Raw genomic sequence first — 21,342 nt, forward strand, 5'->3', positions numbered from 1 at the left:
GAATATTGTTGAGGTGAAAAAAGAATATAGAGCATAGAATATAGACTAAAAATGAAGTATGATGATTGTAGTGGTTTTTACCCTTCTGTCTGCATACAGACAAGTTAGCAAAAGTATATTTTTACAGAAATACTAGGAACAAGTACTGTTGCCTCATTGAGAAATCACAAACACTCATGGGTTATTTTTTGAAAATAATGACTGTTTTATTTTTGAGTGAACTAATCCATATTTAAAATTGCACTATGAGAATTTTACTAATCGTTATCGCATTGCTAACTACCACTGCTGGTTTTAGCCAACAAAGCAAAATAAAACGCCTAAGAAAAGAGACGATGTCACTTGCCATGGAGTTATACAAATCAGAGCTCGCTTCTTGGCATTCTACAGATATTCTAGTAGATAAATTAGGTTCAATGTCTACCATAGGGGGCTATTTGTCGTATTCAGAAAATGATGAAACCATCGCGATCTATTATGATCAGTCTGAAGATAAGGATGTGTTGTATGAGGTGCGATATCCTCAAATTTTGAAATTAAAAGATGTATATGAACTAGATACCATCCCAAGAAAGCCAACGGAATTAGAAAATCGATTGCTAGCCACTAGGGAAAAAGCAAGAGATGTAGTTCAGAAAAACGAAGATTCCTTTTTTAGTTATTATAAAAATGTAGGATGGAATTTTGTTCCGTTACTGCTGAATAATAAAGTAACGGTGTATAGTATTTCAGGTCCGCAAGAGTCCGGGAAAGTGCTGATTGGGAATGATTATAAATTTGAGTTTGATAAAAAGGATAGGTTCGTTTCAAAATCAAAAATTCATAATACCCTTTTGGTGTATCCGTACGTAGGAGAAGATAAAAAACTAAAACAAGTAGTCCATAGTCATATCATTGATGACTATCCTATTCTTTCTGCTACAGATATTTGTACATTAATGCTATATGAACCTTATGTTGAATGGAAACAGCATACTGTCATCTCAGATTCTTATGTAAGTATATTTGACTTGAAGGAAAAACAGTTAATTATTATGACAAGGAAGGTGTGGGACAAAATCAACAAATTGGATAAAGATTGAATAAAAAACCAAGCCTAGGGTCTATTTTAGAAATTAACCTGGCGATGCTATTCATTAGTACGTCAGGCGTGCTAGGGCGTTACATAGATCTCGCTCCCGCCGTCACTATTGGATTGCGTGCGATTGGAGCCGTGGCATTTTTAGGGACTTTTATACAGTGGAAACAGCTTTCTTTTACGCTTGCGCGAAAAGATATGACCGCCATTATCCTTTCGGGAGTGCTAATGGGAATGCATTGGGTGACCTATTTTTATGCATTACAATTATCCAATGTCGCCATTGGGATGCTATCCCTCTTTACCTATCCAGTGATGACCAGTTTTTTAGAACCCATATTCTTGAAAACGAAATTCTCAAAGATGCACGTGCTTCTCGGACTTTTAGTTTTGTTGGGAGTATATTTCCTAGCTCCCGAATTTAATACCGACAATGATGATTTTTTAGCCATCTTGGTGGGTTTATTTTCTGCACTATGCTATGCCATCCGAAATCTTCTAGTGAAAACAAAAATCACTACCTACAATGGCTCTGTGGTGATGTGGTATCAAGTGCTTGTCATAGCAATTATGCTCATCCCTGCCTACTTTCTTTTTGATACCAATGGATTTGTAAACGAGTTACCGTATATAGGCATTTTAGCGTTGGTCACTACCGCATTGGGGCATACGTTATTCTTAGCGAGTTTTCGCTATTTTTCTGTCACGACAGCGAGTTTGATGAGCAGTGCACAACCTATCTATGGTATTTTATTAGGCATGTTATTTCTCCATGAAATTCCTGAGGTGCGCACTATTATCGGAGGCACTCTTATCTTAATGAGTGTTTTGATAGAGAGTCGAAGAGCGGTGAAATAAAAAAGACATCTCAAAACCAGTACAAATACCCTGTTATTCAATAGTTAAGAGTATTAGTTTAGTGCCACTAAAACATCATATCATGGAAATCTGGCACTACGTACTTATGGTTATCGGACTCATTGCAGTCATTGCAGGTGTTTACTACCTCATAAAAAAACTCGTTAAAGAAATAGAAAAAGTACACCATCTCCCAATCCGAGAAAAAGGATTGACTGCCATGCCTGCCGTTCCTTTTATTCTTTCAGAAACCATCGCTACCATCGTAAAATTAGGATTGCGCACCGAAGAGTGTAAGATGGCAAAAGCAGGTCTTAATAGATCCTACACATTAAAAGATGACAAAGGAGTTGTACATACACAAAACGCATTTACGTTTATGTATGACAATGCGCCTATCGATACGGGCAAGGAAGAACGTGAAGCGCTCTTGGATCGATTGCAGCGGTCTAGCGAAAAGGAGTTTTTGAGTAAAACACTTTTAAATTCGCATTTAAAAAGAGCCGAATTCCCCAAGCATCTAGAAAAATCAGAAACCTTTACACAGTTCTTTTTAAATACCCCCGAAGACTTTACCATGTCTTGGACCAATTATTATGATATTTATAAAAACAGTGTTAAAAAACACAAGAAAGCATATGCATCTATTCTAACAAACCCAGACGAAGCGACCCGACAATTTTGGCCAACGATCGCTGAAAACGGATTGGCGTATAACTTATTAATTCTTCAAAAAGTTGCAGGAGCGCACATTTTAGAAAAGGTAAAAGCAACCTTTCCTAAAGAATGGGAAGGACTTTTAAAACCACTTCAGGAAAATGGCGCTTTATACGCGATTGATCTGACTATTTTTAATCAGTTTGAAGCGAGTCAGGTAGCAGGTTTTGATCGGTGGACACCTGGTGCTTTTATAATGTTAGAACAGAATAAAAAGACCAAAGAGTTGCACCCTATATGCGTACAAATTTCTAAGAAAGATAGCAGTGCTACGCAAATTTATACACGAGAGAATACCACAGATGCCACGTGGATTTTTGCGCTGTCGGCAGCGAGAACAGCTGTGACGGTTTATGGAATTTGGTTAGGGCACGTATACCATTGGCATATCGTATCGGCTTCTATGCAAATGACCATGTTTAATAACATATCCGAAACACACGATCTCAGAAAGTTATTAGATCCGCAATCAAAATCACTGATTGGCTTTAATGACACCTTATTGTTGCTTTGGAAAACCATCGGACCGCCGACTTCTTTTGCGACACCAGATTCCTTTTTAGAACTGACCAATGCGTTTGCAACTGGACGAGAGTTTTTTGATGATGACCCGAAAGTAACGTTGGCAGCTTTTGGAATACATAAAGAAGATTTTTCAGAAAAAGAAGATTGGGATCGCTTTCCAATTGCAAAACAATTATTGGATTTATGGGAAGTATCCGAAAGAATGGTCAACGTTTTTGTAGATACTACGTATGCAGATGATGAAGCCGTATTCAATGATACGGAATTACAAAATTGGATAGAAGCCGCCTCCGACCCAGAAAAAGGAAATGTAAGAGGATTGCCTGTGATGAGTAGTAAAAAAGAATTAAAAGCGCTGCTTTATAGTTTGGTTTACAGAGTGGTGACTCACGGAAATTCGCGACAAATGCGATCTTTGGGCCCTGCACTATCTTTTGTAGCAAACTATCCGCCTTGTCTTCAAGATGCAACGATTGTAAAGCCTGATGATTCAACATTTAAAATCAGTGATGTTTTGAAGCATCTACCTAACACAGGGACGATAGGATCTATGATGACGTTCTATTATATCTTTATTTTCTCAGCACCTTATGAACCATTATTACCACTTTTTGGCAATGACACCAACTTATATTTTGATGATAAAGACGATCCTCGAAATAAAGCACTAGAAGCATTCAGAGAAGAAGTAGGTGCGTTTATTGTGAGTTATAGTGATAAAAATGCTGCCCTACTGCATCAATGGCCAGCGAGTATTGAGACGTAGGAGATGGTAGTTCTATAAACTCAGTATATATCTCTGCTTCAGTGTGCCCTTGCAAGCATGCATCAGTAAATTTAATTGACCTGAGTTCGTCGTAAATAATTAGTTGATCTTTTAGTGTTGTTTTACTAAAATTTAATATAACTAACTCATAAATAGACGTATTTGTTCATTTTCTTTGCTCGTCCAATGAAAACGGAACCAAAACCTGTCTGCCGGTAGGAAGGGAAAAGACGCTTTTTATGCGTGTCATTTCTATTTTAAATTTTGGAACTTATGAATCTTCGATTTCTTAGGTATTTTTTCGCTTGAAGCGAAAAACCGCAAGGAGTTTCCTCCGTCGCTTCTTCTCGCCCAAAGCTCGCGCTTTGTTGTTTCCAAGGCTTCAAAAAATTTTAACGGAAACAGCCATCGCTTCATCTCGCCCAGAACTCACGTTCTGTCGTATACTGGAGAAAAAGAAGAAGAACGTATATCAAACTAACGTTAACCAACAAATACGACTTACGATCTCAAATGTTGTACTCATGTATAGGTGTATTTTTATGATTAAAAAATGCATTCCTGTATCTTTCCAAAAAAAAAGAAGCTATGAGAATTTTTAGGGTATTGCTTTTTCTTGGCATGGGACTAACCATGAGTGCACAACAGGAAAATTATGAACTAGTGTGGGCTGATGAGTTCAATGGAAATGGCGCTATTGATGCGACTAAATGGTATCACCAAACACAACTGCCCAATGGGGATAGTTGGTATAATGGTGAAATACAACATTACACGAATCGCACAGAAAATTCTTTTGTCAGTGAGGGTACGTTAAAAATCGTAGCCAAATCAGAAAACTTCACCGATCAGGGAGTTACCAAAACACATACCTCGGCACGTTTAAATTCAAAATATGCCTTTACCTACGGCTATGTAGAAATACGAGCAAAGCTACCGATAGGTATAGGTACCTGGCCTGCTATGTGGACTTTGGGACAAAATATTATAGAAACAGGTGGTTATTGGTCTGATACGATGGGAACCGTTTCTTGGCCAGCATGTGGAGAGATTGATATCATGGAACATTGGGGAGATAATCAAAATTTTGTACAAAGTGCCATGCACACGCCTTCGAGTTTTGGCGATACCCAAAACAAAGGCGGGCAAGTGATTCCAACCGTATCTTCAGCGTTTCATATCTATTCTTTAGAGTGGACGCCTGAGCAGATGGTTTTTAAAGTAGATGGAGTAGAACATTATACTTACAATCCATCAAATCAGAATGCAGCTACATGGCCTTTTGATGCACCACAATATTTCTTATTGAATGTGGCTATTTTACCCAATATCTCAGATGCTTTTGATGAAAGTGCCCTAGAGATCGATTACATACGCGTTTTTCAAGACCCCACCTTGTCGGTAGAAGAGGTAACCGTTGCCAATGGGATACAACTTTTTCCTAATCCTGCAATCAATACTTTATCCGTAAGAGTACCCGCAGCATTTGTAGGTGCCAAAGCACGCATGTATTCGTTGACAGGACAAGAATTGTACAACGCAGACATTCAAAATGAAAATACAACTATCGATGTCTCAGGTTTTGCAAAAGGGCTTTACATTCTTACGATAGAGAAAGAAGGGGAAAGCGTGACACGAAAAGTGGTGAAACAATAAAGTTAGCGAATGATGTTATATAGGATGAAGTATATTTTTTCTTTAGTACTCCTATTTTTATTTCTCTTTAGTTGTGGTACTCATAAAACACCTTCCGGATACTATAAAAATACTCCTAAAGGACATTTAGGGCTTTTTGAGCTTATTTTATTTGAGAGAGGTACATATTCCTTAAAATATGATGGACATATGTCATCTTATGAAAGTACTGGAAACTGGGTGAAGGATACATCAAATGAGATTTGTTTAACTTCAGAAAAGCAAGATGAAAATGATTTTGAAGTCATTGAAAACCAAGAACTAGGGAATGAAATTATTATTGAAGTTTTTGAAAAAAAAGAACAAGAGATTTTACCTGGCGCAAACATAATTTTATATTCAAAAGGGAAAAAGAGAGGTATTTCCACAAGTCTAGCAGGTCTTGCAGAGTTTTATAGTGCAGATAGGATAGATTCTATAGAAGTAAGTTTTATTGGCTACCATACTGCTATGTATACTATTAGAGATTCAAAATCTAATAGGTTTATTGTAGCGCTTTGTGAAACGAGTATGGATTATCTTTTCCTAAAAGATGAAAAATTGATTGTAAGAGGTCATAAACTTTTATGGCCAAATGAGTCAGGTAGTTTTTTAATTTTGAAAAAACAGTAATCAATCCACACAGGCTTCCCACACTTGATCTCCTTCTGGAACAGGAGCGACAAAGGTCATTTCTTCTTTTTGAACAGGATGTACAAAGGTGAGTTTTCGAGCATGTAGACTGATGCTTCCGTCTTTATTGGATCGGTCAAAACCGTATTTTAAATCCCCGCGTATCGGACACCCGATAGCGGTCAATTGGCACCGAATCTGATGGTGTCTTCCCGTATGCAAATCGATTTCAAGAAGGGAAAAGGTTTTTAATTTTTTAATGACGCGGTAGGTGAGACTCGCTTCTTTGGCATCTGGGACCGCTTTCGCGAAAGCGTAACTTTTATTCTGCTTCGTATTGCGTTTTAGATAATGGGTCAGGGTTGCGGCTTCTGGTGTAGGATGCTGCTTGACCAATGCCCAATAGGTCTTTTGCGTCTTGCGTTCGGAAAATAATTTGTTAAGACGCGTGAGGGCTTTGCTGGTGCGCGCAAATACCACAATCCCACTCGTAGGACGATCCAATCGGTGAACAACCCCTAGATACACCGCACCTGGTTTATTATACTTTTTGGCAATATATTGCTTCACTACTTCGCTGAGCGGTGCATCTCCTGTTTTATCGCCCTGTACAATATCTCCCGCACGTTTGTTGACCACAATCAGATGATTGTCCTCGTAGAGAACGCGCAAGTTAGTGGGTGTAGATATTATTTTGTTCATTTTTAGATTACGTTGGAGCTAGATTCAGGATCACTCGCTTTGCTCGTTACAGGAATCAGGAATCAAGACACTATAAAATCGCAAAACGATTTTAATGACTTATGGTCTTGGTACTTTTTTAAATTTTCGCGAAAGCGAAAAAAACGAACGGCCAACAGCTACCGACTACCAGCTCTTTAATACTGCTCCGACTCATTAGGAAAATCTTGCGACTTCACATCGGCGGCATATTGCTCAAAAGCTTCGGTCATGGCCGTATGCATATCGAGGTATCTTCGTAAAAAACGAGGATTAAACTCATGGGTCATCCCGAGCATGTCATGTGTCACTAATACCTGTCCATCAACGCCACCACCAGCACCAATCCCTATGATAGGAATGGTTAAACTTTCAGCAACTTCTTGCGCTAATTTTGCGGGTACTTTTTCTAGAACAATCGCAAAACAACCTGCTTTTTCGAGCATGAGCGCATCTTCTTTTAGCTTGGCTGCTTCTGCTTCTTCTTTGGCTCTCACAGTATAGGTTCCGAATTTGTAAATAGATTGTGGAGTAAGCCCTAAGTGCCCCATTACTGGAATTCCAGCATGTAAAATACGTTTGACACTTTCTTTAATCTCTTTACCGCCTTCTACTTTGATGGCATGTCCGCCACTTTCTTTCATAATCCGTATGGCAGAACGTAAGGCTTCTTTAGGATCACTTTGGTAACTTCCAAAAGGAAGATCGACCACCACTAAAGCACGATCTATAGCACGTATTACCGATGAAGCGTGATATATCATTTGGTCTAAGGTAATCGGAAGGGTGGTTTCATGACCTGCCATCACATTAGAAGCACTGTCGCCCACAAGAATGACATCAATCCCCGCACCATCTACAATTCTTGCCATGGTATAATCATAGGCAGTAAGCATGGAGATTTTTTCACCCCGTTTTTTCATCTCCGTAAGAGATTTGACAGTGATACGTTTATATTCTTTTTTTGCGACAGACATGAAGTTATGTTTTAAGCTACAAAAGTAGTAAATTAGATATCTATATTAATCATGATTTGTATGAAGGGGAAATATATTATTTGGGGAATTGTTTTTGGACTTGTTTTTTTTGCTTTCGCGAAAGCGACTAGCGCACAAAGTTATCCCCTATCAACTGAAGAAACCGAAGTAAAACAATTAGTAGAACGCTTCTTTGAAGGGTTTCATAAACAAGATTCTACGATTATCAAAAGTGTTGTTCATGAGAAAATCCTGATGCAGTCAATTGGTAAGAATCAAACAGGCGAGGTTGTATTGAGTAAACAAGACTTTAGTGGTTTTCTGACTTCTATTTGTTCGATTCCGGGCGATACAAAGTTTGAAGAACGTATTGAAAGTTATAAAGTCCAAATAGATGATAATAAGGCGATGGCAAATGTTTGGACCCCCTATTCTTTTTATGTCAATGGGGAGTTAAGTCATTGTGGCACCAATAGTTTTCAGCTTTTTAAGCGTGATGGTACATGGAAAATATTTTATATCGTAGATACACGAGATCGAGAGAATTGCGGTGTCAAACGGGGGTGAGTTATTCTTAAAATGGGATTTCGATACTATTTGTTTTCTGCCTTTCGGCGAAATCAAATCACTCAATCGCCTTGATTCTTGTTTCAAATCTTAAATTATAAAAACAACTTCCCACTTCATACTTCTGACTTCAAGCTTTTAACATCCCGCATCCCGTATCCATTATTCCATTAACTGATTAAATCATTAAACCATTACTCTAGCATCCAGCACCCCATGAATCTCAAGAGTTTATATCATAAATTTCGCTTTCAACTTCACGCTTCCAACTTCCTACTCCCAGCAATTAACAATCCGACATTCCTACACTAATGGCAAGACCACCTTCACTGGTTTCCTTGTATTTTGTGTTCATATCTTGCGCTGTTTGCCACATGGTTTCGATGACTTTATCAAGAGGGACTTTGGCATTGGCGGCATCGGTGTCTAGGGCCATTTCGCAAGCATTGATGGCTTTGATGGCTCCCATGGCATTACGCTCTATACACGGAATTTGTACGAGTCCGCCGATAGGATCGCAGGTGAGTCCTAGGTGATGTTCCATGGCGATTTCTGCGGCCATAAGGACTTGTTCTGGTGTACCTCCCATAAGCTCGGTAAGCGCTCCAGCAGCCATCGCACTTGACACTCCTATTTCTGCTTGGCAACCTCCCATAGCGGCCGAAATGGTGGCTCCTTTTTTAAAGAGGCTTCCTATTTCTCCCGCTACGAGCATAAATTTTCGGATGTCTTCAAAGTTGGCATCATGATTTTCAATCACCATATAATACATCATCACGGCAGGAATCACACCTGCACTTCCATTGGTAGGTGCTGTCACGACCCGTCCCAGAGAGGCATTGACTTCGTTGACTGCTAAGGCAAAGCAAGAGACCCATTTTAATATTTCGCGAAAGCGGACTTCTGTCCCACGGATCGCTTCTATCCATTCATATTTATTGGTATACGGAGCTCCTTTTTGTAATTTGAGATGACTATCATAGGCTCGACGGCGCACATTGAGTCCGCCAGGAAGGGTACCTTCGGTGTGACAACCTGTGTACATAGAATCGAGCATCACATCCCAAATCTGTTTGAGACGTTCGTTAATCTCTTCTTCTGAGTTGAGGTATAGCTCGTTTTCTAATACGATTTGTGAGATGGGTTTGTTTTCATTTTTGCAATAGGTAAGTAGGTCTGTTGCAAGCGCCACAGGTCTAGGAAAACAGTGAAATTGGTGTACTTTTAATTCAGAGCGTTTGCGTTCTTCTTGTACCACAAATCCGCCACCGATGGAGTAAAAAGTTTCTTCTATGACTTGGTCTCCCATATGGGCTTTAAAGGTAATTCCATTAGGATGAAAAGGTAAAAACTCGCGATTAAATTTTATACATGTTGCAGGGTCAAATGGGAGGGTACGTTCGCCGTCAAAAGTAATTACCTTCTCTTCTTTAATCTTCGCAATCGTTGTAGGAATAGCCTCAATAGAACAGGTTTGAGGGTCCTCTCCAAGAAGTCCCATCATCACGGCGACATCAGTCGCGTGGCCTTTTCCTGTGAGGGACAAAGATCCATATAAATCAACGCGCAAGGAGTTTACAGCGTTAAATAGATTTTCTTCTTTCAGTTTTTTTATAAAACGTCGAGCGGCACGCCAAGGGCCTAAGGTGTGGGAACTCGAAGGACCTACTCCTATTTTAAGCATATCAAATATTGAGATGCATTCTATTTCTTTTACTTCCATGTAAGCGTATATTGCATGATGTAATCTGTCTGAATTTCGGCAATCATATCGTATGGATGTGTTCCCGTAATCGTAAAACCACATTTTTTATAAAATCGAATGGCATCGGGGTTTTCTTCCCAAACACCTAACCAAATGTAGCTTTTTTCCCGTTTCAATGCTTCAGAAATAGCAAAATCTATTGCTTTTTTTCCAAATCCTTTGCCTAGGTAAGGTACGTCTATGTAAATACGCTCAATTTCGAGTCCGTCGGGCTGTTTAAATTCTGTTTGTGCTTCTTCGGTATTGAGTTTGAGATATCCGACAATGGTATCGTTATTTTTTATGAAATACCAGAAGGAGTGAGGTTCTACAAGTTGTTTTTCTAAGTGCGCTTTCGCGAAAGCGGACTCCACATACGCCTCCAATACCCCTGGCTTATTTTTATGCGCAAACGAATGCGTATAGGTACGCGTAGCCAGCGCTTGTAAAACGGGAATGTCTTCTTGCTGAATGGGAGTGAAATGGATCAATGGAGTAATGAGATAATGGGTTAATGTGATAATGTGATAATGGGTTAATGTTTTAATGAATTAATGGGGTAGAGAGTTATTTGGTTAATAGGATGATGCCTACTACAAATGCATTGTTCATAAAATGAAGTCCCATAGACCAGATAAGGCCTTCGTTTTTAATCTTAATCCACCCCATTAAAAAGCCAGAAATAATACGAGGCACAATAAGGGTAAGTAGCGCAAGATTGATCACAAAGTCATCTACGTAATTATTAATGTGTACGAGTCCAAATATAATAGAAACAATGATTAATACGAGCGTTGCATGTCTATGAAGAAACGCACGTAATCGCTGTGTAGTGGTTTCTGTAATGAGATGCTTTACAATATAAAATAGAACAAATAAAAGCACTGCTGTAAAGGCGAGTATAGCGATCCAGTGAATATCTTTAGGAAAAAAGCGAAGTCCTATAAAAACGGGCCACGAACACATAAACAAGATCAGATGGTTGTGATTGGGCTTAATAAGGGTTCTAAACATCATTTCTTCTACAATAGGCGCAAAGATACAGGCAAGAATAAAAAGCTTTAAGGGGCTTTTTTGTACGAGTTCTTTGAGCGTGGTGTCTTCATACCCCCCTGCTTTGAGCTCAGGAATCCACAAGCTAAGGATGCCTAGGGTGATAAAAAAGAGGATGTATAATCCCCACATTTTAAAAAATGTTTTAAAAAGCAGCAATGTCTTTTGGCTCGAAGTCATATAATTAGATAGTTATTCACAATTAGTAGGCAAAAATAGGATAATGTTACGTAGGAATTATGTTGTTTTATTGGAATATTTCCATATTTTTGAGGTATGGAAATAAGCGCATCAGGACAAATAAAGACAACGACAGACCGTCATCAGGCAGAAGTGTCTAAGCAAACAGGTTTTCCGAGTGCTGCTACGCATTATTTGGAAGCACCCATTGATCTCAATGAGGAGCTTTCTATTCATAAAGATGCTACTTTTTACATTAGAGTAAAAGGGAATGCATGGAAAGATTTTGCCATTTTAGATAAGGATGTCCTTATTATAGATCGTTCTCTTACACTAGGTTTTAAAGGATTGGCTTTGGTGGTAGAAGAAGGGCGTTTTAATGTATTGCGTATTCCTTTTGATAAAAAGCAAGAACCTTGTGTGCTTTGGGGTGTCATTACGTATATAATACATGACGTACGATGATAGCAATGGTCGATTGTAATAGCTTTTATGCTTCTTGTGAGCAGGTATTTCGGCCTGATTTATGGGGGAAACCTGTCGTTGTATTGAGTAATAATGATGGATGTATCATTGCAGCAAATAAGGAAGCAAAACAGCTAACGCATATTCCGATGTTTGAGGCTGTCTTTAAGATTAAGCATATTCTTATCGAAAATAAAGTTACTTTTTTTTCATCAAATTATACTTTGTATGGGGAGATGTCACAGCGAGTGATGCATATACTTGAAACATTTTCTCCTAGCGTAGAAGTCTATAGTATAGATGAAGCTTTTCTGGATGTACATGGGTTTACGTATGTTGACTTGCGGGCATATGGGACAGACATAAAAGAGCGTATTTACAGATACACAGGCTTACCCGTAGGCGTTGGGATTGCGCCGACTAAAGTATTAGCTAAGTTGGCCAATCGGATGTCAAAGAAACTACCGGAATATAATCATGTATGTGTTTTGGATACAGACGCTAAAAGACTAGCGGCCTTGGAATGGGCAGATATAGGTGATATATGGGGCATAGGAAGTAAACATAGAAAGAGGCTTCAAGCTATTGGTGTTTTTAAAGCGATCGATTTTGTGAAGTTACCCCTTGCTTGGGTGCGTAAAGAAATGACCATCGTAGGAGAGCGTATATGGAAAGAACTGCAAGGAACTCCTTGTATCGAATTTATGGAGATCCCGAATCCTAAAAAAGCGATTGGGACTGCAAAGTCATTTGGACAGAAACTACCCGATCTAGGTCGAATAGAAGAAGCCTGTGCGTATTACATTACAGAAGTGGCTGAGGTATTGCGTGCTCAAAAATCGTGTGCGACCTATATTCATGTGGCGCTCTATACCAACTATCACAGTACGATTGATAAGCAATATTCAAATCGTACCACAATCACATTGCCTATTCCTACGCATGATACATTTACGTTGATCACCCACGCACGTAAAGCGTTGCACCAAATCTATAAATCGGGATATCGATATAAAAAAGTAGCTGTAAACCTGACAGGGTTGATTCCTCAATCTCATGTACAAGGGAATCTCTTTGAAAAACCCACGAAGACCACCGACACAAAACTGATGCAAACCCTTGATGTTTTGAATAGAAAGTTTGGCAAGACAACCGTGTCCTCTGCCATGATAGGCACGCGTGTGAAGGAGTGGGAACTCGTTAAAAAAGAGCGAAGTCCTAGATATACGACACAGTGGCGAGAGTTGTTGGCCATTGGTGTAATGGGTTAATGGTATAATGGGTTAATGGTATAATGGGTTAATGAGTTAATATTTTAATGGAATACTGGCTATTGAATACTGCTTACTGGATGCTAGAGTAATGATTTAATGAGTTAGTGAGCCGTTTGTTAAGGAGTTAATAAGTTTTTGTCTTAATTGATAAGTACTCAACTTTTTGAAGTAAGAAATGACTGAGTCAAAGGCAGCGATGAAATAGTATTGAAGCCCTATTTCAGTAGCATAAAATAGAACAATACGCTATTTTCAAAATGGTTTTATAATATCTAATGGGTTCGACTTCGGTTTCTTTTCATATTATAATTTCTGCCTTCCATCTCTATAGCATACCTCTATACATTCACCTAATTGACGTGAGTAGCTGTTATTTTGTTATACATTGTAAATTAGATTATTAAAAGATAAACTGCCAGTTTCCAGTATCCCTAACTCGCTTTCGCGAAAGCGTATACAAAAGTTATTTTTGAAGTATAGTAATAAAAATAATGACAGCTTGTCAGCTTATTTGTAGTGGCATAAAGATTGACTATTGTGTTGTGTAGAAAATTTTAAATAACACTTAAACACTATATATAATGAGTAAAATAATAGGAATTGACTTAGGAACTACCAATTCGTGCGTTGCTGTTATGGAAGGTAACGAACCTACAGTGATCCCTAATGCTGAGGGTAAACGTACGACACCATCTGTAATTGCATTTGTAGAAGGAGGAGAAATTAAAGTAGGAGATCCAGCAAAAAGACAAGCTGTAACAAACCCAACAAAAACAATCGCTTCTATCAAGCGTTTTATGGGGAATAAATACAGCGAGAGCTCAAAAGAAGCAGAACGTTCTGCTTATAAAGTAGTAAAAGGAGACAATGATACGCCTAGAGTAGACATTGATGGTCGTTTATATACGCCACAAGAGCTATCTGCCATGACCCTTCAAAAAATGAAGAAGACGGCAGAGGATTACTTAGGACAAGAAGTTACAAGAGCTGTAATTACAGTTCCTGCATACTTTAATGACAGTCAGCGTCAAGCAACAAAAGAAGCAGGAGAAATTGCAGGTCTTAAAGTAGAGCGTATTATTAATGAGCCTACAGCAGCAGCACTTGCATATGGTCTTGATAAGAAAGATACAGATCAGAAGATTGTGGTATTTGACTTTGGAGGAGGAACCCATGATGTATCTATCCTAGAATTAGGAGACGGTGTATTTGAAGTACTTTCAACAGATGGAGATACACATTTAGGAGGAGATGACGTAGATCAAAAAATCATTAACTGGCTTGCTGATGAGTTCAAAGCTGAAGAGGATATGGATCTTCGTAAAGACCCAATGGCTTTACAACGTCTTAAAGAAGCAGCAGAAAAAGCAAAAATTGAGCTTTCTTCTTCTACGCAAACAGAAATCAACTTACCGTATGTAACTGCTACGGCAAGCGGACCAAAACACTTAGTGCGTACCTTAAGCCGTGCCAAGTTTGAAGCTCTTATTGATGATTTAGTAAAAAGAACGATTGAGCCTTGTCAAACAGCACTTAAAGCAGCTGGATTAAGCACAGGAGATATTGATGAAATTATTCTAGTAGGAGGGTCAACGCGTATTCCTGCAGTACAAGAAGCTGTAGAAAAGTTCTTTGGAAAAGCACCTTCAAAAGGTGTAAACCCAGATGAGGTTGTAGCGATTGGAGCTGCGATACAAGGAGGGGTTCTTACAGGAGATGTAAAAGATGTATTACTTCTAGATGTAACACCACTTTCTTTAGGTATTGAAACAATGGGGAATGTATTTACAAAACTTATTGAGTCAAATACAACCATTCCTACTAAGAAATCACAAGTATTTTCAACGGCAGCAGACAATCAGCCATCTGTAGATATTCACGTACTTCAAGGAGAACGTGCTATGGCGGCAGACAACAAAACCATTGGTCGTTTTCAATTAACAGATATTCCTCCGGCACAGCGAGGGGTACCACAAATTGAAGTAACCTTTGATATTGATGCTAACGGAATCATTAAAGTATCGGCAGTAGATAAAGCGACAGGAAAATCTCAGGATATTCGTATCGAGGCTTCTTCTGGATTATCTGAAGAAGAAATTGCAAAAATGAAAGCAGAAGCAGAAGCAAATGCAGATGCCGATAAAAAAGCAAAAGAGACAGCAGATAAGATCAATGAAGCTGATGGAATGATTTTCCAAACTGAAAAGCAATTGAAAGAGTTTGGTGATAAATTGTCTGATGACAAGAAAAAACCAATCGAAGATGCGCTTGCAGAATTAAAAACTGCTTTTGAAACGAAGGATGTAGAAGCCATTCAGCCTAAGTTAGACGCAATCAACGAAGCTTGGAAAGTAGCATCTGAAGAGATGTACAAAGCACAAGCTGAGGCGCAAGGAGGTGCTGAAGGCGCACAACCAGGACCAGATGCACAAGCAGGAGGAGACGCCACTGGTGATGCCTCTAGCGATGTAGAAGACGTAGATTTTGAAGAAGTAAAGTAAGCAGAGAACCATATTCGCTATAAGCGAATGTGTGTGAATCGCTTATCCCGAGCCCGTCTCGGGATCTTCTGAACAATTTTATAGTGAAATCCTCGTAACAAAAGTTACGGGGATTTTTTTGTTTTCGCGAAAGCGAAATAATATATTACTAGAAAAGAGACTGTCTAAATTGTTTTTAGACGGTCTCTTTTTAGTTATGTCTCATGCATGATAATAAACTAGTTAGTGAAAGTTCAATACGGAGATTTCTTCTTGTTTTAGTCATAGAATACGAAATGCCAGTAGTTTTCTTCTCGACGGTAGGAGAGATCACACATTTTACTCGTATCTGTAATCTAATTTTAGGTAAATATGTTATTTTCTTAAAGCAAGAGCTTGTTCGTAAAGTGCTTGGTCTTTTTTGTTATAAGATCTAATTAATGCTTTTGTTTGTTCATCTACAACAGGTTTGTTAATCGTACCTGTTTTATTATGCGTTACAATCTCAAGAGTACTCCAATTTAATTTTCTATTTAATTCTTGAATGTCCTCATCATAGTTTTCTACGATGCCAATAAAAAAGAAATCTTCAAGGTCAATACCTTTTAAAAACTTTGACATTCTATTACAGTTTCTTTCGTCTTGTGCATATTCAAGTAAAGAACGTCGCATTTTTGAGAGAATGTTAAGTCCTTTTTTTTCTTCATTTAATTCTTCATCCAATCGTTTATATAGATAGTAATAATTAGAGATAACACGTTCAACAGGGTCTCGTAACCAGGTAATAATAGGTATATTGGGAGGAAGACTAAAATGATTATTCAATGAATGAATGGTAAAGTGACCATGAATTACGGTTGTGTTTTTATATACATAGGCATTATCTATTGGTGTTGTATTGATTCTTGTTCTGTTATCACTAATATCAATACGTGTTACTTTTTGGTGACCATATTGTTTCTTTAAACTATGCATAAAAGAAGTTCCTGCTGTTTTAGGAATGTGAATTGATACCAGTTCTACTTTTGACCAATCGGCATTGCGCTGGTGGGTTCCAACAAGACGACGATGTATGTTAAGTAATGAATAGTATATATGCATAAACTCTATTTTCTACTGAAAGAATAATCAAACATTTCGATATCCTCTTTATAATGTATTCGTACTAGTTCTTCCAATTCATCGGTATATGCTTTGCTATAATGGACTATAGGTAGACTTTGATTAATATGCGGTAAATCTATTTTCATGTTTAACAATTGCCCAAGTTTAGTAACATCAGCCTCTAAATTTTCAAATCTTCCGATAAAGTCTATATCTATTTTATTATCAAAATTTTTGAGCCATTCTACTTGTGGTCTTATTTTTTCATACGGATCAGCATAGTGATTCTTTAAAGTAGATTTTAACCATAGTCCAAATGTATTTCCTTGCGCTTCGGTTGCTATCTTGTTTTTTCTTTGTTTAAATCGATATAAAGAATAAAGACGATCCCAAGGATTGCGCACAAATGTAAATTTAAAAGTATTATCCCAATGTTCTTGACCTACAATATCAATGATTTCTTTTACAAAATAGTGCTTTTTAGTTTTACTGGATTGGCTACTTCTGTTAAATCCCATACTTGCAATCAAACTCGTTCCTGCCGTTTTTGTAATATGTATGTGAATGATATCATCTCTTCTTTTTATGTAAAAAGGATAGGGTATTGTACGATTAAACTTTAAAAAGAAATCCATAAATCTATTAATTCATTTGATCACTGCTTATTATAAGGTATTAAGAGTCATATTTATTACCTGATTAATTTCATCTAACTATTTGTATTCTTTATACGATTAGTTAATTATAAAATTTAAATAGGTAAGATTAATTTGCTGTATAATCTTTTATTCCCTGAACAACATCAACAGTCATATTTATTATTTTTCCTTTTTCTAAGACAATCAATCTGTTGGCTAGGTCACTTATTTCTGTAAAACGGTGTGTAGCAATGATCAACGCTCTTCCCTTATTAGAGTATTCTTCTTTTAGAAATTTAAAACATTTTGTTTTAAATTTTGAGTCTGAAAAACTAAATGCTTCATCAATAAACAGAATATCACTTTTTATAGAAAGGACAAGAGACATGGCAAGGCGAGTTTTCATTCCTGAAGAATATTTACCTATAGGAGTGTCTAAAAAGCTGCCTATTTCTGAAAACGAAATAATAAAATCCATGTTTTCATCTATTTCCTTGCGTGACATGCCATAATAAGCGGCTTTCAGGTATACATTCTCTCTGCCTGTCAATATTGGGTTAAACCCTGATTTAATAGCAAACACGCTAATGATTTTTTTAATCTTTGTGTGATATTCAATAGTGCCCCTTTCTGTTTCATAGATTCCTGCCAGCATTTTAGTTAGTGTTGTTTTTCCGGAGCCGTTGAGACCTGCTAAAATGACGATATCATTTTCATAAATATGAAAATTAATATTTTGTAATGCCCAAAATTCTTTTTTACGCAAGGAAGAGTACTCTGGTTTTAAACCAAAGAAATAAGTGATAAGATCTTTTATTCCATATAACATATTGTATGTGAGATCTTTACAAAATTTCTTATACAGGCCTGTTACTTTAAGTAATGGAATAGGTTTTAGCGTTGCCTCGTTAATGCTTACTGATATGTGTTTGTTACTCGTATTCATTAATCTCCTTCTCTTTCTAATATTCTTTTAGTATTAATTACAAAAAATCGAGTTAGTAGTATAAATAGTGTAACAACACATAATACACAAATGATGCTAATCATTGGCTGATATACTTCTCCTTTTAATAATAGATTTCTAGGGCTACTAATTAAATACGTTAATGGATTGTATGTAATAATTTTTGCAAGTAACCCCGTTGAGATTTCTGGCGTGTATACAACAGGACTGAGTAGTAAAAATAGTTTGATGAAATTATCCATCAAAAATGTAAAGTCTTTTGCTAGAGCGCTAAAAAGTCCAGTTAACAAACCAATGGAAGCCCCGAAAAGTTGAAGAGGCAATACTACTATTGGAAAAATAAAAACCAATGGGTGTACTGAAATTCCAATGAACAGGAAGTAACCTATGATAAAAATAAAAGGGATTAAAAATTTAATAATTCCTACTATAAGTTCATTAAAGATAATGATGTTGATGGGAAGTTTGTTTACTAAGAGTGTCTTCCCATAGGTTGTAAAAATTTGGCTGCAATTTTTATAGGAATCAAAGAACAGTGCCCAAATGGTGGTGCTCAATACTACAAAAGCTGTATAAGGAATTTCCATTTTACCAGGCTCAAATATGCCTGCTCCTTTCATAAAAATCCACGTTAAAATTGCAAATACAGGAAGTATTAATAACCATAACCAACCAAGGAATGATCTTTTAAAATCTGTTAGCAATCTAAGTTTTACCAATTCTTTTAGTAAAAACTTGTTTGAATGTCTAGGGAATGTATGGGTATAATTATCCATCGATCATTTCTTTGTATAAATGTACATATTGTTCAACACTTTTGTCTAAAGAAAACCGTACGCTATCTTTATAGTGCCATTTTTGTTGTTTAGCGTTCTGTAACGCTTCCAGTAATCCTTTTGTTGTAAGTGAATTCATAGGGATATATTGTCCACTCACAACTTCTTTTAAGGCTCCACGGTCTGAACTGATAATAGGGACATTTAGGGCGCATGCTTCTGCAGCCACAAAACAAAAACCTTCCGAATACGAAGGTATTACAATAAAGGATGCTTGTTTTATTTGTTTATATAATTCTTCTTTGGTTAGATGATGCATCACTGTAATTTGATGCATGCATGGAAGGCTATTTATTTTGTTTAAGATCAGTGCATACATTTTCTTTGGAAGCTTAGGGATCACTAGTTTTAGTGTAGCTTCAGGATTTTTTTGAAGAAAAATAGCGGAGGCTTCTAGTAATAGGTCTAATCCTTTTGAAACCCCAAGTCTACCTACAAAAAGATAATTAAGGGTCGCTCTTTTCTTTGTGGTTTTTACATCTGAAATAGCAATTTTAGCATTTATTTGTTCGATAAAATTGTAATCTAGCCCATTGTAAATGACTCTAATTTTTGATTGATTAACTCCTGCTTTGATAAGACTTTGTTGTGTAAACTTTGAAACGGCTACAATTTTGGAAAATGGTAAATAAGACACCATTCGCTCAAAAGCACTATATAAAATTCTTTGTCTACGATTGAGATAGGGTACTTGTTTCCATAGATCACCCCAATACTCATGAAACGTTAGAACACTTTTTTTATTTCTCAAACGTGATACTAGCCATGCAGGGGGTGCCGCAGTGTAAGTTGTTGTATGGACTACATCGAAATCTTTACTGTTTTTAAATATGCTTGGGACACTTTTAATAAAAAAAGAAAAACGATTATCACAGTTAACACGGTAAATGTCTATGCCATCTTTACATTCTTTTTGAGGTAGCTTTTTGTCAAATCGTGTTGTGATTACCTTAACTTGGTGACCTTGAGTAGCCAAGGCTTTTGATAGTTCCCAAAACAAGTGTTCTACCCCACCGATATAAGGATGAAAATATTCTAAAACGAATAATATTTTCATATAATGTCTTCTTCTTTATCAGCCCTTAGTAGGGATAACTCAATAGTCAATTTTGTGATAGTTTTTTGCTGCTTTTTGTATAAATCATAAAGAATAATAACAGCCACAAACAGCACGCCAATTAAAACAAAAATGATAGCATTGATATTACTTTTAAAATCTAAGACTTTAGCCAGCCAAGTTGTAGTACTATCGGGAAATATTGCAATACTAGAAATAAAAAAAGCGATTAAAGCACTAGGCCATATAGCTTTCCATTTGGTCTTAAAACGGTATATTCTCCATAGTTGCCATGAAATAAAAATAGTGACTAACAGGGGAACTACGATCTGAAACGTTCTAATGTTCATATAAACGGTTTTTTATTAAGTGATACGCAGTTTGTATTCCTTTCCATAAACTTTGTCCTTTGCTTTGTGAGTACTTGGTGTATTGCACCATAATGGGAGTTTCTACTATAGTTAGTTTCATGGCATTGGCCTTCCAAACCATTTCTGTGCAAATACCATATTCATCTAATTCAAGGTTTAAATTATTGATAGCTACTTTATTTAACAATCTAAACCCAGACTGACTGTCTGTTATGGTTGATTTTCCAAAATAGGTAAACATATAAGCTATTTTATTATAGATAATCCTTGAGGTTGGTATTTTAGACTTTTTCTCCAAAAATCGACTACCTATGACAATATCGGCTTTTTGTTTTTGTAATTCATTAACCAGTTTTTCTATCTCACTCGGGTAGTGTTGCCCATCTGCATCCATAAGAACTAAGAATTCAATACTTTTTCTTTTTGCATAAAGGATCGCAGCTCTTGTAGCCGCTCCCACACCTCTATTTAAGCATAAACGTATTATATGAACCTTTTCTTCCTGAGCAAATTTATTGGTATTATCCGTACTTCCATCATCCACAACAACTATATTAGTGTAGCCACAGGATTTTAAATTTTTAATAATATCTCTAATGACAGTTGCCTCGTTATAAGCGGGTAAAAAAACCCATATGTTGTCTTTTACTAACATAGG

The 21,342-nt window shown here is 37.1% G+C and carries 21 protein-coding genes; 9 read left to right on the forward strand and 12 right to left on the reverse strand.

What is annotated here, in order from left to right:
* Window positions 1-245 precede the first annotated feature (245 nt).
* The 5 genes from ACFO3O_RS10065 to ACFO3O_RS10085 all read left to right on the forward strand — a co-directional run bounded on the left by ACFO3O_RS10065 (window position 246) and on the right by ACFO3O_RS10085 (window position 6,251).
* Window positions 246-1,082: a hypothetical protein gene (locus ACFO3O_RS10065; RefSeq protein WP_379978478.1), complete on the forward strand. Its 837-nt coding sequence runs from the start codon at window positions 246-248 to the stop codon at window positions 1,080-1,082.
* A gap of 44 nt (window positions 1,083-1,126) precedes the next feature.
* Entirely contained in the window at window positions 1,127-1,936 is an 810-nt protein-coding gene (locus ACFO3O_RS10070; RefSeq protein ID WP_379978606.1) for a DMT family transporter, read from the forward strand.
* A gap of 82 nt (window positions 1,937-2,018) precedes the next feature.
* Entirely contained in the window at window positions 2,019-3,944 is a 1,926-nt protein-coding gene (locus ACFO3O_RS10075; protein WP_379978479.1) for a lipoxygenase family protein, read from the forward strand.
* Between the two features lie 588 nt (window positions 3,945-4,532).
* Entirely contained in the window at window positions 4,533-5,600 is a 1,068-nt protein-coding gene (locus ACFO3O_RS10080; RefSeq protein WP_379978480.1) for a family 16 glycosylhydrolase, read from the forward strand.
* A gap of 24 nt (window positions 5,601-5,624) precedes the next feature.
* On the forward strand, window positions 5,625-6,251 hold the full coding sequence (locus ACFO3O_RS10085) for a peptidase associated/transthyretin-like domain-containing protein (protein WP_379978481.1): 627 nt from the start codon (window positions 5,625-5,627) through the stop codon (window positions 6,249-6,251).
* Here ACFO3O_RS10085 and ACFO3O_RS10090 read toward each other — a convergent pair whose 3' ends face one another.
* Together ACFO3O_RS10090 and panB are read right to left on the reverse strand one after the other, a co-directional pair.
* Window positions 6,252-6,953 carry an RluA family pseudouridine synthase gene (locus tag ACFO3O_RS10090; protein WP_379978482.1) on the reverse strand — a complete coding sequence of 234 codons (702 nt, stop codon included), beginning with the start codon at window positions 6,951-6,953 and terminating at the stop codon, window positions 6,252-6,254.
* A 176-nt stretch (window positions 6,954-7,129) separates the two neighbouring features.
* The gene (gene panB / locus ACFO3O_RS10095; protein ID WP_379978483.1) at window positions 7,130-7,948 is read right to left on the reverse strand and encodes a 3-methyl-2-oxobutanoate hydroxymethyltransferase; all 819 of its coding nucleotides are present in this window, start codon (window positions 7,946-7,948) and stop codon (window positions 7,130-7,132) included.
* Window positions 7,949-8,008: 60 nt separating this feature from the next.
* Between panB and ACFO3O_RS10100 the strand changes: the two genes are divergently transcribed.
* A complete protein-coding gene (locus ACFO3O_RS10100) occupies window positions 8,009-8,515 on the forward strand; it encodes a nuclear transport factor 2 family protein (protein WP_379978484.1) in 507 nt (168 codons plus the stop codon).
* 286 nt (window positions 8,516-8,801) lie between these two features.
* Here the strand turns inward: ACFO3O_RS10100 and ACFO3O_RS10105 are convergent, their stop codons facing one another.
* The 3 genes from ACFO3O_RS10105 to ACFO3O_RS10115 form a co-directional block, all read right to left on the reverse strand.
* Window positions 8,802-10,238: an L-serine ammonia-lyase gene (locus ACFO3O_RS10105; RefSeq protein WP_379978485.1), complete on the reverse strand. Its 1,437-nt coding sequence runs from the start codon at window positions 10,236-10,238 to the stop codon at window positions 8,802-8,804.
* Entirely contained in the window at window positions 10,229-10,750 is a 522-nt protein-coding gene (locus ACFO3O_RS10110; RefSeq protein WP_379978486.1) for a GNAT family N-acetyltransferase, read from the reverse strand. Before ACFO3O_RS10110 ends, ACFO3O_RS10105 begins: the two co-directional genes overlap by 10 nt.
* 76 nt (window positions 10,751-10,826) lie before the next feature.
* Window positions 10,827-11,444, reverse strand: coding sequence for a CPBP family glutamic-type intramembrane protease (locus tag ACFO3O_RS10115; protein ID WP_379978487.1), 618 nt, complete (start codon window positions 11,442-11,444; stop codon window positions 10,827-10,829).
* Between the two features lie 144 nt (window positions 11,445-11,588).
* Between ACFO3O_RS10115 and ACFO3O_RS10120 the strand changes: the two genes are divergently transcribed.
* The 3 genes from ACFO3O_RS10120 (at window position 11,589) to dnaK (ending at window position 15,732) form a co-directional block, all read left to right on the forward strand.
* On the forward strand, window positions 11,589-11,957 hold the full coding sequence (locus ACFO3O_RS10120; protein ID WP_379978488.1) for a S24 family peptidase: 369 nt from the start codon (window positions 11,589-11,591) through the stop codon (window positions 11,955-11,957).
* Window positions 11,954-13,228, forward strand: coding sequence for a Y-family DNA polymerase (locus ACFO3O_RS10125; RefSeq protein WP_379978489.1), 1,275 nt, complete (start codon window positions 11,954-11,956; stop codon window positions 13,226-13,228). The genes ACFO3O_RS10120 and ACFO3O_RS10125 overlap by 4 nt, the downstream gene beginning before the upstream one ends.
* A 584-nt stretch (window positions 13,229-13,812) precedes the next feature.
* On the forward strand, window positions 13,813-15,732 hold the full coding sequence (gene dnaK / locus ACFO3O_RS10130) for a molecular chaperone DnaK (protein WP_379978490.1): 1,920 nt from the start codon (window positions 13,813-13,815) through the stop codon (window positions 15,730-15,732).
* A gap of 354 nt (window positions 15,733-16,086) precedes the next feature.
* Here dnaK and ACFO3O_RS10135 read toward each other — a convergent pair whose 3' ends face one another.
* From ACFO3O_RS10135 to ACFO3O_RS10165, 7 genes are all read right to left on the reverse strand, one after another.
* Window positions 16,087-16,812, reverse strand: a complete 726-nt coding sequence (locus ACFO3O_RS10135; RefSeq protein WP_379978491.1) for a sulfotransferase family 2 domain-containing protein — start codon at window positions 16,810-16,812, stop codon at window positions 16,087-16,089.
* Window positions 16,813-16,817: 5 nt separating this feature from the next.
* Window positions 16,818-17,450, reverse strand: coding sequence for a sulfotransferase family 2 domain-containing protein (locus ACFO3O_RS10140; RefSeq protein WP_379978492.1), 633 nt, complete (start codon window positions 17,448-17,450; stop codon window positions 16,818-16,820).
* 130 nt (window positions 17,451-17,580) lie between these two features.
* Window positions 17,581-18,282, reverse strand: a complete 702-nt coding sequence (locus tag ACFO3O_RS10145; RefSeq protein WP_379978493.1) for an ABC transporter ATP-binding protein — start codon at window positions 18,280-18,282, stop codon at window positions 17,581-17,583.
* A gap of 116 nt (window positions 18,283-18,398) precedes the next feature.
* The gene (locus ACFO3O_RS10150) at window positions 18,399-19,196 is read right to left on the reverse strand and encodes an ABC transporter permease (RefSeq protein ID WP_379978494.1); all 798 of its coding nucleotides are present in this window, start codon (window positions 19,194-19,196) and stop codon (window positions 18,399-18,401) included.
* Complete coding sequence (locus tag ACFO3O_RS10155; protein WP_379978495.1) at window positions 19,189-20,313, reverse strand: glycosyltransferase family 4 protein; 1,125 nt, start codon at window positions 20,311-20,313, stop codon at window positions 19,189-19,191. Before ACFO3O_RS10155 ends, ACFO3O_RS10150 begins: the two co-directional genes overlap by 8 nt.
* Window positions 20,310-20,663, reverse strand: a complete 354-nt coding sequence (locus ACFO3O_RS10160; protein ID WP_379978496.1) for a DUF2304 domain-containing protein — start codon at window positions 20,661-20,663, stop codon at window positions 20,310-20,312. Before ACFO3O_RS10160 ends, ACFO3O_RS10155 begins: the two co-directional genes overlap by 4 nt.
* Window positions 20,653-21,339: a glycosyltransferase family 2 protein gene (locus tag ACFO3O_RS10165; RefSeq protein WP_379978497.1), complete on the reverse strand. Its 687-nt coding sequence runs from the start codon at window positions 21,337-21,339 to the stop codon at window positions 20,653-20,655. The genes ACFO3O_RS10160 and ACFO3O_RS10165 overlap by 11 nt, the downstream gene beginning before the upstream one ends.
* Window positions 21,340-21,342 lie beyond the last annotated feature (3 nt).

The sequence above is a fragment of the Dokdonia ponticola genome, assembly GCF_042653865.1.
Lineage (GTDB): Bacteria > Bacteroidota > Bacteroidia > Flavobacteriales > Flavobacteriaceae > Dokdonia > Dokdonia ponticola.